13 protein-coding genes are annotated in these 12451 nt (G+C 62.1%); 3 read left to right on the forward strand and 10 right to left on the reverse strand.

Going from position 1 to position 12451, the window contains the following annotated elements; genetic code table 11:
• Positions 1 to 51: 51 nt before the first annotated feature.
• Positions 52 to 768 (reverse strand): DUF2057 family protein, encoded by a 717-nt coding sequence (locus tag RO069_RS04660; RefSeq protein WP_328185568.1) that lies wholly within the window; start codon positions 766 to 768, stop codon positions 52 to 54.
• A gap of 282 nt (positions 769 to 1050) precedes the next feature.
• Here RO069_RS04660 and RO069_RS04665 point away from each other — a divergent pair, with 282 nt between their 5' ends.
• Positions 1051 to 1263 carry a DUF6316 family protein gene (locus RO069_RS04665; RefSeq protein ID WP_328185569.1) on the forward strand — a complete coding sequence of 71 codons (213 nt, stop codon included), beginning with the start codon at positions 1051 to 1053 and terminating at the stop codon, positions 1261 to 1263.
• Positions 1264 to 1312: 49 nt separating this feature from the next.
• Here the strand turns inward: RO069_RS04665 and RO069_RS04670 are convergent, their stop codons facing one another.
• From RO069_RS04670 to glyA, 8 genes are all read right to left on the reverse strand, one after another.
• Positions 1313 to 1837, reverse strand: a complete 525-nt coding sequence (locus RO069_RS04670) for a phosphatidylglycerophosphatase A family protein (protein WP_328185570.1) — start codon at positions 1835 to 1837, stop codon at positions 1313 to 1315.
• 12 nt (positions 1838 to 1849) lie between these two features.
• A complete protein-coding gene (gene thiL / locus RO069_RS04675; protein WP_328185571.1) occupies positions 1850 to 2797 on the reverse strand; it encodes a thiamine-phosphate kinase in 948 nt (315 codons plus the stop codon).
• A 9-nt stretch (positions 2798 to 2806) separates the two neighbouring features.
• Positions 2807 to 3289, reverse strand: coding sequence for a transcription antitermination factor NusB (gene nusB / locus RO069_RS04680; RefSeq protein WP_328185572.1), 483 nt, complete (start codon positions 3287 to 3289; stop codon positions 2807 to 2809).
• Positions 3289 to 3765 carry a 6,7-dimethyl-8-ribityllumazine synthase gene (gene ribH, locus RO069_RS04685; protein WP_328185573.1) on the reverse strand — a complete coding sequence of 159 codons (477 nt, stop codon included), beginning with the start codon at positions 3763 to 3765 and terminating at the stop codon, positions 3289 to 3291. Before ribH ends, nusB begins: the two co-directional genes overlap by 1 nt.
• Positions 3766 to 3823: 58 nt before the next feature.
• A complete protein-coding gene (ribBA, locus tag RO069_RS04690; protein ID WP_328185575.1) occupies positions 3824 to 4942 on the reverse strand; it encodes a bifunctional 3,4-dihydroxy-2-butanone-4-phosphate synthase/GTP cyclohydrolase II in 1119 nt (372 codons plus the stop codon).
• Between the two features lie 69 nt (positions 4943 to 5011).
• A complete protein-coding gene (gene ribD / locus RO069_RS04695) occupies positions 5012 to 6157 on the reverse strand; it encodes a bifunctional diaminohydroxyphosphoribosylaminopyrimidine deaminase/5-amino-6-(5-phosphoribosylamino)uracil reductase RibD (RefSeq protein WP_328185576.1) in 1146 nt (381 codons plus the stop codon).
• Positions 6154 to 6666, reverse strand: coding sequence for a transcriptional regulator NrdR (gene nrdR, locus RO069_RS04700; protein ID WP_328185577.1), 513 nt, complete (start codon positions 6664 to 6666; stop codon positions 6154 to 6156). The genes ribD and nrdR overlap by 4 nt, the downstream gene beginning before the upstream one ends.
• A gap of 66 nt (positions 6667 to 6732) precedes the next feature.
• On the reverse strand, positions 6733 to 7989 hold the full coding sequence (gene glyA, locus RO069_RS04705; protein ID WP_328185578.1) for a serine hydroxymethyltransferase: 1257 nt from the start codon (positions 7987 to 7989) through the stop codon (positions 6733 to 6735).
• A gap of 470 nt (positions 7990 to 8459) precedes the next feature.
• Here glyA and ettA point away from each other — a divergent pair, with 470 nt between their 5' ends.
• Together ettA and radA are read left to right on the forward strand one after the other, a co-directional pair.
• A complete protein-coding gene (gene ettA / locus RO069_RS04710) occupies positions 8460 to 10121 on the forward strand; it encodes an energy-dependent translational throttle protein EttA (RefSeq protein ID WP_328185579.1) in 1662 nt (553 codons plus the stop codon).
• 168 nt (positions 10122 to 10289) lie between these two features.
• On the forward strand, positions 10290 to 11669 hold the full coding sequence (radA, locus tag RO069_RS04715; RefSeq protein WP_328185580.1) for a DNA repair protein RadA: 1380 nt from the start codon (positions 10290 to 10292) through the stop codon (positions 11667 to 11669).
• A gap of 200 nt (positions 11670 to 11869) precedes the next feature.
• Here the strand turns inward: radA and RO069_RS04720 are convergent, their stop codons facing one another.
• Positions 11870 to 12238, reverse strand: a complete 369-nt coding sequence (locus RO069_RS04720; RefSeq protein ID WP_328185581.1) for a PilZ domain-containing protein — start codon at positions 12236 to 12238, stop codon at positions 11870 to 11872.
• Between the last annotated feature and the right edge of the window lie 213 nt (positions 12239 to 12451).

Consider the following 12451-nt stretch of genomic DNA (forward strand, 5'->3'; position numbering starts at 1 on the left):
TCTCAAGGCCCTCAGTGGCTCAGTAGGCTAACGAATTACCCAGACGGGACACTAGTCAAAAGCCCAGCGCAGGAACTCGCGCTTTTCGTCGCCGCTGGCACGCTCCCACAGTACCTTGAGGGCATCCAGGGTATTCACGCTATTGTTCCCCTGCCCCGGGGTAGTCGGCACCGGCACACCACTGGGCTGGCCGGTTACCACGGCTGCCTGTCCTGAGCCACCGGCATTCTGCTGACCGGCCACCTGTTGCTGCGGATAGCCCTCGAACGGCTCGGAACGGGCAACCACGGTACCATCCTCCGTCATCAGTTCGGCACTGAAGTTGGCCGCAAACTGCTCGGCCTCACGGCGGTTGGTGACCTCCGGGATATCGAAGGTATACACCTCACCGGGGCGGGTATCGATGATAAACTGCTGGGGCGCGCTTTCCACCACATGAACGTTGGACTCACCGTCTTCCGTGGATTCGCTCTTGGCCCAGATGGTCTTGTGGGTAAAGACCACGGTATTGGTGCCCGGCAGCAGCTCATAGTCGATGGCGATATCATCCATCAGGAAGTTACCGACCTTCTTGCCGTTGACCTCGCGAAGCTTGACGTCGGAGGGTGCCTTCAGCACGGCCACCTCACCAGACGCCTCCCCGTCCCAGGTCTGGACCCTGGACATGCCCGTGCTGCAGCCCGAAACCACGACAATAGCCAGTGCCGCCACCAGCAGTTTCAGCCAGTTGAGCCCGGTCTGCGGAACCTTTACATACCTTGCACGCATTCAGTGTTTCTCCATGGGTCGCTGTCAGTCGGTGAGGAGGCCGCCAGGTGGCCCCGTTGATCAATGGGGGCATTCTGACCACAGACCCAATCTCACGCAAGTCCGTGATCCCAAAGCACCCACCACCGAATTGTAAAAAAGTGTTGAATTTGGCAGAAATTGGTTTAGTTTTATGCAATGCGCCTTGAAACTTTCAGGTTTGCGACCGTTCTCGATAAATCAGGGCTGAGGCCCGGGCGCAGAGCCAGTCCACAGCCACAGGTCAAGTAGTAGGAGGCTACGATGGATACCAATATCCGAGCAGGCGAGGCCGGTCCGACGCCATTTCGCAGCAGCCGTTTCTTCTGTGTGGGTGGGAAGTGGTACTTCACCACCCGGGAAGGTTTCGACAGCGGGCCCTTCGCCACTAAAGAGCGGGCGGAAATCGGCCTCAAACGGTTCCTCCACGTCATCAATATGCTGCCACAGGAAGCCCGGGAAATGCGGGTTCATTAGCACCCAGGCCAGATGGATCGGGCCAATCGCAGGGACGCGCCCGTCAGCATCAGAGCAAACCGGGCATCAACCACAGCTCCGCCGCCCATATCACGCCCAGCGCCATCACCGCCGCCAGCACGTCATCGATCATGATGCCCAGACCACCGGGTGCCCGCTCGTCAATCCAGTCAATGGGCCAGGGTTTCCAGACGTCAAACAGACGGAAGGTCACGAAACAGAGCAACACGCCATAGTACGTCTCGGGAAAGAAGCCCAGCACAATCCACATGCCCACAAATTCGTCCCAGACAATACCGCCATGGTCGTGAACCTTGAGCGCCCGGGCGGTCTGGCCACACAACCAGATACCCACAACGAACGCGACCAGGATCACCAGCCAATAGGCCAGTTCAGGCAGCAGTGAGATGGGGTACCACAGGGGGATGGCCGCCAGGCTGCCCCAGGTTCCGGGCGCCCTTGGTACAGCACCACTGCCAAACCCGAAGGCCAGCAGATGGACCGGGTGGCGCAGGAATCCCGGTGGCAGTATCAGCACCGGTTCTTCTTCCGGTTCCTGTGGATAGTCGGTCATGCAAAAGCCTGTTTACGGTTCCTTGAAATGGTCATAACCTGCCGGTACGGTGACTTCCTCTATCACACCATTGGCCATCAGGAGCTGGATTCCCGATCCGGCACGGATCTCGCCAATCACCGAGAGCCCTTCCGCCACATCCGCAGGGAGACGATCCATGGCAGAGCGCGGCAGGGTGACACAAAGTTCGTAGTCATCACCTCCGTACAGGGCCTGCTCCAGGGTCGACCGGGCCCCGCCGAAGGTTCGTGGTATCCGGTCCGGCTCCAGCCTCGCCCCGACACCGGAGGCCTCCAGGATATGCCCCAGATCCGCCACCAGCCCGTCGGAGATATCAATGGCGGCTGTCGCCACACCCCGCAACTGGCGCCCCAGCCCGCACCGGGGCCGGGGGTGGTGATAACAGGCGAGGAACCCTTCCGCCGAAGCCGGTGGTTTGTCCGTCTCCAGCCACGCCAGGGCTGCCGCGGCGCCCCCCAGGGGACCACTCACCGCAACCAGGTCACCTGGCCGGGCACCGTTGCGGGCGATGGCCTGCCCTTCCGGCACCGTACCATGGACCTGCAGGCTCAGGGTCAGCGGCCCCCGCGTGATATCGCCGCCGGCCAGAGCAATACCGGCATCGAGGGAGGCCTCCCGGAGCCCTTCTGATAGAGACCGCACCCAGGCTTCATCCGCTTCCGGCAGGGTCAGGGCCAGGGTATAGCAAACCGGGTCCGCCCCCATGGCCGCCAGGTCACTGACAGCGACGGCAAGGGCACGCCACCCCAGGCGCCCGGGATCATAGCCAACGGGAAAATGAACCCCGGCCACCAGGGTATCGATGGAAAACACCAGCTCATGGCCAGGAGGGATTCGCTGGATGGCGCAGTCGTCCCCCGGCCCCACACGGACGCCGTCTCTCCAGGTGGCATCCGCGAGGGGCCGGAACAGGGTGCGTATCAGTTCGAACTCACCCATGGTAATAGGTTACGACTGCCGGGGACGGGTTTCCGCCAGGCGCAGGCGCTGGCTCAGCTTGTCCAGCAGGCTGTTGACGAACTTGTGGCCCTCGGTGCCGCCAAACCGCTTGGCCAGCTCAATGCCTTCATTGATCACCACCCGGTAAGGGACATCAATCCGGTTCTTCAGTTCGTACGCACCCAGGCGGACAATCGACAGTTCGATGGGGTCCACTTCCGACAGGGAACGATCCAGCAGCGGCTCGATCAGCCGGTCCAGCTCGGCCTGTTCCCGGTGAACACCACGGATCAGGTCGCGGAAGAAAGCCGAATCCACCTTGCTCATGTCATTGTCGACCATGAACTCGGCCTCGATATCATTGATCGGGCTCTTGCTGAAATGACGATGGTAGAGAGCCTGCAGGGCCAGTGCCCGGGCCCGGCGACGGTCGCCCGCCTTGGGCTGCCCAGGGGTGGGAGCACCCGGCGTTGCGCTATCCTGTTCGTTCATCACTCACCCAGCTTATTGAACAGGCTGACCATTTCCAGCGCGGTGATGGCAGCTTCCGCGCCCTTGTTGCCGGCCTTGGTACCGGAACGCTCGATGGCCTGTTCGATGGAATCCACGGTCAGCACCCCAAAGGTGACCGGCACGTCGGTATCCAGGCTGACAGCGCCCAGGCCGCTGGAGGCCTCGCCGGCAACGTAGTCGAAGTGCGGAGTACCGCCACGGATGACCGCCCCCAGGGCAATAATGGCGTCGAATTTGCCGGTTTCCGCCACACGCTTGACCGCCAGGGGCATCTCGTAGGCACCCGGCACCCGTACAATCGTGATGTCGTCATCGGCAATGCCGTGGCGCCTCAGGGTGTCAACTGCCCCCTCAACCAGGCTTTCCACGACGAATCCATTGAACCGACCCACAACCAGCGCATAACGCCCGGTGCACTGTCGGAAATCCCCTTCAATTACCTTGATATCTGCCATTGTCATTCCTGTTCCGGCCTGGGACCGGGCTATCCGTTGAATTCGTTAACCGGCGGTCTCAACTACCGGTATAGGGTACATATTCCACCACTTCCAGATCGAAACCGGAAATCGCGGAGAACTTGATGGGGGCACTGAGCAGTCGCATCTGGCCGACACCGCAGTCCCGCAGGATCTGGGAACCGGTACCGACGGTGAAGTAGACACCGGAGCTGCCGCCCTTGCCCGCCTTGGCCGGCCCTTCCCCGAAGAACTCGTGGATCCGGTCCTCCAGGTTGTAGCTGTCCTCGGCGCTATTGAGCAGGACCACCACCCCCTTGCCATCTTCCGCGACCTTCTCGAGGGCGTGATGCAGCGGCCAGCTGTGGGAGCCTTCGCGCCGGGCTCCCAGCAGGTCACGGAGGGTGTCGGTGACATGCACCCGCACCAGGGTCGGGGAGCTTGCCTGGATATCTCCCATCACCAGGGCCAGGTGCGTGCCCCCCTGGATGCTGTCACGGTAGGTGCGCAGGTTGAACACACCGTACTCCGTGTCCAGATCGTACTGCTCGACACACTCGATGGTGCGCTCGTTCAGGGTGCGGTAGTGGATCAGGTCAGCAATGGTGCCGATCTTCAGGCCATGCTGTTCGGCGAACTGTTCCAGGTCCTCACGGCGGGCCATGGAGCCGTCGTCGTTCATGATCTCGCAGATCACCCCCGCCGGCTCACAGCCCGCCAGGGAGGCCAGGTCACAGGAGGCTTCGGTATGGCCGGCCCGGCTGAGTACTCCGCCCGGGTCCGACATCAGCGGGAAGATATGGCCCGGCTGCACCAGGTCCGCCGCCTTGGCGTTACGGGCCACCGCCGCCTGCACCGTGCGCGCCCGATCCGCCGCAGAGATACCGGTGGTGACGCCTTCCGCCGCCTCGATGGAATGGGTGAACTTGGTGCCGAACCCGGAATGGTTGCTCTGCACCATCAGTGACAGGCCCAGTTGCTCACAGCGCCCCTGCGTCATGGGCATGCAGATCAGGCCGCGGCCGAAGCGAGCCATGAAGTTGATGGACTCCGCCGTGCAGTGCTCGGCGGCCATGACCAGATCGCCCTCGTTCTCGCGATCCTCGTCGTCCATGAGAATCACCATCTTGCCCTGGCGGATGTCTTCGATGATCTCTTCAACGGTGTTCAATGCCATAATCTTCCACACTCTCCCGGCCAGCTCAGGGCCGCCGTGGTATTAATGCAAATGGGTCACCGGGCTGAATCAGCGACCCGCAGATAGGTTGGGCGCCTGCACCCTGGGTGTCAGAATCACCCGCGTGTCCGCACCAAACTGACGCCGGTCGGTGACCAGCCACTCGATTTTTTCACACATGTCGTTGAACGGAAGCCGGGCCGTGGGCCGGCCTTCGCTGCCCAGGAATACGGGAGCCTGATAGAGCCACAGCTCGTCCACCAGCCCCTCGACGATAAAACCGCCTGCCAGGGTGGGCCCGGCCTCCACCAGCAATTCGTTGACCCCAAGCTCACCCAGCTTGTCCAGCAACTGCCCCAGGTTGACGCCGCTGTCCTGCCAGCCAATACCATTCAGGGTCACCCCCAGGGCGGACAGGTCCTGGGCCGCCGCCGTCGACAGCGCCTCGGAGGAACAGAACAAATGGACATCGCCCCCCCGCAATATCTTGGCCGTGGGCGGTGTCCGGGCGTCCCGGTCAGCAATCAGCCGCAGGGGCTGGCGCGAAGGCTCGGTGGCGTCACCGATATCCCCCAGTTCATTGCGCCTGACGGTCAGGGACGGATCATCCACCAGCACCGTGTTCACGCCGGTCAGGATGGCGTCGCTCATGGCCCGCAGCCGCTGCACGTCACTACGGGATTCCGGCCCGGTAATCCACTTGCTCTCGCCGGAGGCCATCGCCGTGCGACCATCCAGGCTGGCGGCAATCTTGATGCGCACCCAGGGCCGCCCGGTCTTCATCCGCTTCAGGAAGCCGGGGTTGAGCAGGGCAGCTTCTGCCCTGAGCACCCCCTCCTTCACACGGATCCCGGCGTCACGCAGCTGTTGCAGGCCACGGCCGGATACGCTGGGATTGGGGTCCTCACTGGCCACCACCACCCGTGCCACACCGGCATCGATCAGGGCCCGGGAACAGGGCGGCGTGCGACCGAAGTGACTGCAGGGTTCCAGGGTGACGTACGCCGTGGCACCCCGGGCATCAGCGCCAGCCTGGCTGAGGGCGCGAACCTCGGCGTGGGCCTCGCCGGCCCGTTCATGCCAGCCTTCCCCCAGCACCAGGTCGCCCCGGGCGATGACACACCCCACCCGGGGATTGGGATGGGTGGAATAACGGCCTCGCCAGGCAAGCTGGATGGCCCGGCCCATCATGGCGATGTCCTGGGAACTGGTCATGACGCGCCTTTGGTTGAATCCCGGTCCGCCAGCACCCGGGCCACATCCGCCGGGTCGGCGCCGTCCGACAGCCGTTCGATTTCCTCCTTGAACTCGTTGATATCCTGGAAGCTGCGGTAGACCGAGGCAAACCGCACATAGGCCACCTTGTCCAACTGGCGCAATTCAGTCATGACCTCCTCGCCCAGGGTCATGGACTTGACCTCCCGCTCGCCGGTGGCCCGCAGACGATACTTGATGCGGTTCAGGGCTGCATCAATCTGCTCGATGCTCACCGGGCGCTTCTCCAGGGCCTTCATCAGCCCCGCCCGCAGCTTCTCCTCGTCAAAGGGCTGTCGGGTGCCGTCCTGTTTCACCACCCGGGGCATGACCAGCTCCGCGCTCTCGAAGGTGGTGAAACGCTCATGGCAGGACAGGCACTCCCTGCGGCGGCGCACCTGATCGCCCTCGGCCACCAGCCGGGAGTCAATCACCTTGGTATCGGCTTCACCACAGAACGGACAGTGCATAGTCGGATGCTCCGGTAAGAACAGACCGCCCCGTTACCGGGGCAGTCGGTCGGTTAGTGGCCGGCCTCAGCCGGCATAGACCGGGAAACGCGCACACAGGGCTTCCACCTGTTCGCGCACCCGGTTGATGACGCTCTCGTTCTCCAGGTCATCCAGGATGTCACACATCCAGCCCGCCAGCTCGCGGCACTCGGACTCACCGAAACCACGGGTGGTCACGGCCGGGGTACCGATACGCAGACCGGAGGTAACGAAGGGAGAGCGCGGGTCGTTGGGCACCGCATTCTTGTTCACGGTGATGTGGGCGCGCCCCAGGGCGGCGTCCGCATCCTTCCCGGTGATGTCCTGCTTGATCAGGCTGAGCAGGAACAGGTGGTTTTTGGTGCCGCCCGAGACCACATCGAAGCCACGCTCGATGAAGACCTCGGCCATCGCGACGGCGTTCCTGACCACCTGCTGCTGGTACGCCTTGAACTCGTCGCTCATGGCCTCCTTGAAGCACACCGCCTTGGCGGCGATCACGTGCATCAGCGGGCCGCCCTGGCCACCAGGGAATACCGAGGAGTTCAGCTTCTTCTGCAGGTCGGCATCGTCACAGGCCAGGATCAGGCCGCCACGGGGACCACGCAGGGTTTTGTGGGTGGTGGTAGCCACCACATGGGCGTGGGGTACCGGATCCGGATAGACACCGGCGGCCACCAGGCCGGCGACGTGGGCCATATCCACGAACAGGTAGGCACCTACCTTGTCGGCAATCTCGCGGAAGCGGGCAAAATCCAGCTCCTGGGAATAGGCGGAGAAGCCGGCGATGATCATCTTCGGCTTGTGCTCAACGGCCATTGCCTCAACCTCGTCGTAATCGATGAGGCCGGTATCGTTGTCGATACCATACTGGACGGCGTTGTAGATCTTGCCGGAGAAGTTGACGGTCGCACCGTGGGTCAGGTGGCCGCCGTGGGCGAGGCTCATGCCCAGTACGGTGTCGCCCGGCTTGAGCAGGGCCATGAAGACGGCGGCATTGGCCTGGGAGCCGGAGTGGGGCTGCACATTGGCGTAGGCGGCACCAAACAGCTCCTTGGCGCGGTCAATGGCCAGTTCCTCGGCAATATCCACGAACTCGCAGCCACCGTAGTAACGCTTGCCCGGATAGCCTTCGGCGTACTTGTTGGTCAGCACACTGCCCTGGGCTTCCATCACCCGCGGGCTGGTGTAGTTTTCCGACGCGATCAGCTCGATGTGCGCCTCCTGGCGTTTCTCTTCCGCCTGCATGGCGTTCCAGAGTTCGTCATCGAAACCGGCGATTCTCATATCACGATTGAACATGGATGTGCTGCCCCTGTCTGTGTGGCTGGCCCCGGACAATGCCCGAAGGCTCCGGAACCCCTGAAAAATTGGGCCGCTATTCTATCGTGAAAGCGGGTAAAAAATCATCCTTTATACCGTGCGGGGATACCGACACGCGGGCCTGGTCCGCTCTGTGTCAATTGCTATCCCCCATAGGTTTAGATACCTTACGGGGTTCTGCTTTCAAGCAGGCGATAAACTGGCCTGCCTTACAGATTTTTGCCACGGAACCCACGGAAGGTCACGGAAAGCAAAGAACGAAAAGATTTTTGCCACGAAATCCACTAAATCCACGAAACGACAGGCCAGAAGTTTTCTGTAAAGCCTTGTTTGACCCGCTGGTTTTATTTCGTGGGTTTAGTGGATTTCGTGGCCAACACCGTCTTATTGTTTTTCCGTGTTATTCCGTGGGTTCCGCGGCAATACTGCATAGAGAGGATACAGCCAAAATGGCCCAATACGTCTACACCATGAACCGCGTGGGCAAGGTGGTTCCACCCAAGCGCGAGATTCTCAAAGACATTTCCCTGAGCTTCTTCCCCGGCGCCAAGATCGGCGTCCTCGGCCTCAACGGGGCCGGTAAGTCCACCCTGCTCCGCATTATGGCTGGCGTGGACGAGGATTACATCGGCGAAGCCCGCCCCCAGCCCGGCATCAACGTGGGCTACCTGCCCCAGGAGCCGGAACTGGACGACGCCAAGACCGTGAAGGAAATCGTCGACGAAGCCGTCTCCGGCGTTCACGATGCCCTGGCGGCACTGGACCAGGTGTATGCGGACTACGCCGAGCCGGACGCGGACTTCGATGCCCTGGCAAAGCGTCAGGGAGAGCTGGAAGCCTATATCCAGGCCACCGACGGCCATGACATCGAACGCAAGATGGAAGTGGCCGCCGACGCCCTGCGCCTGCCACCCTGGGACCAGAATGTCGCCAACCTCTCCGGGGGCGAGCGTCGCCGGGTCGCCCTTTGCCGCCTGCTGCTGTCCAGCCCGGACATGCTACTGCTGGACGAGCCCACCAACCACCTGGACGCGGAATCCGTGGCCTGGCTGGAGCGCTTCCTCCACGACTACAGCGGCACCGTGGTCGCCATCACCCACGACCGCTACTTCCTGGACAACGTCGCTGGCTGGATCCTGGAGCTGGATCGCGGCCAGGGCATCCCCTTCGAGGGCAACTACAGCCAGTGGCTGGAGAACAAGGAAAAACGCCTGGAGATGGAAGCCAAGCAGGAAGCCTCCCACCAGAAGGCCGTCAAGCAGGAACTGGAGTGGGTACGCAGTAACGCCAAGGGCCGCCAGTCCAAGAGCAAGGCCCGCCTGGCCCGCTTCGAGGAAATGAGCTCCCAGGAATTCCAGAAGCGCAACGAGACCAACGAGCTCTACATCCCGCCCGGCCCGCGCCTGGGTGACAAGGTGATCGAGGTGGACGGTATCAGCAAATCCTTCGATGATCGCCTGCTGTACGAGGACGTGTCCTTCCGCGTACCGCCGGGGGCGATTGTCGGCATCATCGGTGGTAACGGGGCCGGCAAGTCCACCCTGTTCAAGATGATCGCTGGCTACGACAAACCGGACTCCGGCGAGATCGTGGTGGGTGAAACCGTGGAACTGGCCTACGTGGACCAGATGCGCGACCTGGATGGCAGCAAGACCGTCTGGGAAGAGCTGTCCGATGGCAACGACATCATCAAGATCGGCAACTACGAGACGCCGTCCCGCGCCTACGTGGGCCGCTTCAACTTCAAGGGCAGCGATCAGCAGAAGCTTGTCGGCGACCTGTCCGGTGGTGAGCGCAACCGCCTGCACCTGGCAAAACTGCTCAAGCAGGGCGGCAACGTGCTGTTGCTGGACGAACCCACCAACGACCTGGACGTGGAAACTCTCCGCGCCCTGGAGGAAGCCCTGCTCAACTTCCCGGGCTCGGCCCTCGTAATCTCCCACGACCGCTGGTTCCTGGACCGGGTGGCCACCCACATCCTGGCATTCGAGGACGATGGCGAGGTGGTCTACTTCGAGGGCAACTTCAGCGAGTACGACGAGGATCACAAGAAGCGCAAGGGCGACTCCGCCATGGTGCCCCAGCGCATGAAGTACAAGAAGCTGGCGTAGGGTACGAACCCGGTACTCGCCGGCCTCCCCCTCACCCCAACCCCTCTCCCTCCAGGGGAGAGGGGCTTGAAACATCCCCAAAACCGGAAGTGGCTCTCCCCCCTCCCTTTGAAGGGAGAGGGGCCGGGGGAGAGGTTGGAAACTCCCCGAACCAATCAGGACTCACCCATGGCCAAAGCAAAAACCGCTTTCGTCTGCACCGAGTGCGGCGCCGACTACTCCAAGTGGCAGGGCCAGTGCACCGCCTGCCAGGCCTGGAACACCATCAGCGAGGTTCGCGGCGTTGGCGGCGGCAATGCCAAGGGCGCACGAGGGGCGCGGTTTGAAGGCTTTGCCGGCAGCCTGTCCGCCGTACAGAGCCTGGACGAGGTCAGCCTCGCCGAACAGCCACGCATCAGCACCGGCATGCAGGAGTTCGATCGGGTTCTCGGAGGCGGCCTTGTGGAAGGTTCCGCCGTGCTGATGGGCGGCCACCCCGGCGCGGGCAAGAGTACCCTGCTGCTCCAGGCCGTCTGCCATCTGGCAGAGAAGACGCCGGCGCTCTATGTCACCGGCGAGGAATCCCTGCAACAGGTGGCCATGCGGGCCAAGCGCCTGGGCGTGCCCACCCGGGACCTGAAGATGCTGTCGGAAACCAGTGTCGAACGACTCATGCAGGTGGCGGAGGCTGAAAAGCCGAAGATCCTGGTGGTGGACAGTATCCAGGTCATGCACGTGGCGGACATCGAATCCGCCCCCGGCTCGGTGTCCCAGGTTCGCGAAAGCGCCGCCTACCTGACCCGCTTCGCCAAGCAGACCGGTACCATCCTGTTCCTGGTGGGCCACGTTACCAAAGACGGCAGCCTGGCCGGCCCCAAGGTGCTGGAGCATATGATCGACTGCTCGATCCTGCTGGAGGGCTCCAGCGACAGCCGCTACCGCACGCTACGGGGCATCAAGAATCGCTTCGGCGCGGTTAACGAGCTGGGTGTATTCGCCATGCTGGAACAGGGGCTGAAGGAAGTGAAGAACCCCAGCGCCATCTTCCTGAACCGGGGCGAAGATGCGGCCCCCGGAAGCGTGGTGATGGTGGTGTGGGAAGGCACCCGCCCCATGCTGGTGGAGATCCAGGCCCTGGTGGACATGGCCCAGGGCAGCTATCCACGGCGCGTGGCCGTTGGTCTGGATCAGAACCGGTTAGCCATGCTGCTGGCAGTACTACACCGCCATGGCGGCATGCATGTGGCGGATCAGGATGTGTTCGTAAACGTGGTGGGCGGTGTCAAGGTAGCCGAGACCAGTGCCGATCTGGCCCTGCTGGCCGCCATCGTCTCCTCCTTCCGCGACCGCGCCCTGCCCCAGGATCTGGTGATCTTCGGCGAAGTCGGCCTCTCCGGCGAGATCCGCCCCGTACCCTCAGGTCAGGAACGGATTTACGAGGCGGCCAAGCACGGCTTTACCCGCGCGCTGGTGCCCAAGGCCAATGCCCCAAGGAAGGCTATTGAGGGGATGAAGGTGATTCCGGTAACCAAATTGAGTGATGCTTTGACGGCACTTGAGGACATCTGAGGTTCACCAAGTGTAAGTGCAATACCTCGCGAGACTGAAAATCCGTACTTATCGGAGCTAAGTCGATAACGTTTTCCCGGACACGCCCCGCAAGTACATCCCTGTAGGGCTAGACGAGCGCCGTCCCTGGCGCTCGACGGTCCGGGAAAACGTTCTCAACTCATCTACTCAATCATCTTGGGAGTTGACGCCCAAATCTGCTACTCAATCAGGTGCGACAACTCCCTCTCAAGAAGCTCGGCATCACCAAGGTTCAGTTCCACAAGGCGTTTGAGATGGGATGCGCTTTCCAGGTCAATATATTCGATCTTGAAGCCCAACCGGTCCGGTTCCAGGTGACGCAGGGTCACCGCCATGACAATGGCGCTTTCATGGTCATTCAGATGGATGGTCAACTCGCAGGGCTCGCCCTCGGATGCGGCCCAGCCGGCGGGGCGACTGACTAGAGCGCCTTTCAGGGAAATGTCCAGCACTTCAGCCGTTTGCATATCGTCCTGCCAGTAGATCTCGCAGGGCGCATCAAACTGGATTCGCTGGAAACGACGTTTTTCGGGGGTGTTATCGTCCAATTCCTTGCTCCCACGTCCATTTTCTTGTCTTTTCCCTGACTATAGACCTGTCTCACCCCCGGTTCCACTACTACCGACACGAGCAAGGGGCAAAGACGGTACGCTGATCGGCGATATCTGCCAAGACAGACTAGCAGGCAGGTTGAGAACCTTTTCCCGGACCTTCGAAAACAGGGACGTTTTCGAAGAGCCTCCATGGATGGATTCACGGCG

The organism is Marinobacter sp. OP 3.4, assembly GCF_036224885.1.
Lineage (GTDB): Bacteria > Pseudomonadota > Gammaproteobacteria > Pseudomonadales > Oleiphilaceae > Marinobacter.

Coding starts and splice junctions, on each gene's coding strand:
- thiL (WP_328185571.1), bottom strand. CDS start 2,797: ATGGGTGAGTTCGAACTGATACGCACCCTGTTCCGGCCCCTCGCGGAT.
- ribD (WP_328185576.1), bottom strand. CDS start 6,157: ATGACCAGTTCCCAGGACATCGCCATGATGGGCCGGGCCATCCAGCTT.
- ribBA (WP_328185575.1), bottom strand. CDS start 4,942: ATGGCATTGAACACCGTTGAAGAGATCATCGAAGACATCCGCCAGGGC.
- ettA (WP_328185579.1), top strand. CDS start 8,460: ATGGCCCAATACGTCTACACCATGAACCGCGTGGGCAAGGTGGTTCCA.
- RO069_RS04665 (WP_328185569.1), top strand. CDS start 1,051: ATGGATACCAATATCCGAGCAGGCGAGGCCGGTCCGACGCCATTTCGC.
- nrdR (WP_328185577.1), bottom strand. CDS start 6,666: ATGCACTGTCCGTTCTGTGGTGAAGCCGATACCAAGGTGATTGACTCC.
- RO069_RS04660 (WP_328185568.1), bottom strand. CDS start 768: ATGCGTGCAAGGTATGTAAAGGTTCCGCAGACCGGGCTCAACTGGCTG.
- nusB (WP_328185572.1), bottom strand. CDS start 3,289: ATGAACGAACAGGATAGCGCAACGCCGGGTGCTCCCACCCCTGGGCAG.
- glyA (WP_328185578.1), bottom strand. CDS start 7,989: ATGTTCAATCGTGATATGAGAATCGCCGGTTTCGATGACGAACTCTGG.
- radA (WP_328185580.1), top strand. CDS start 10,290: ATGGCCAAAGCAAAAACCGCTTTCGTCTGCACCGAGTGCGGCGCCGAC.
- ribH (WP_328185573.1), bottom strand. CDS start 3,765: ATGGCAGATATCAAGGTAATTGAAGGGGATTTCCGACAGTGCACCGGG.
- RO069_RS04670 (WP_328185570.1), bottom strand. CDS start 1,837: ATGACCGACTATCCACAGGAACCGGAAGAAGAACCGGTGCTGATACTG.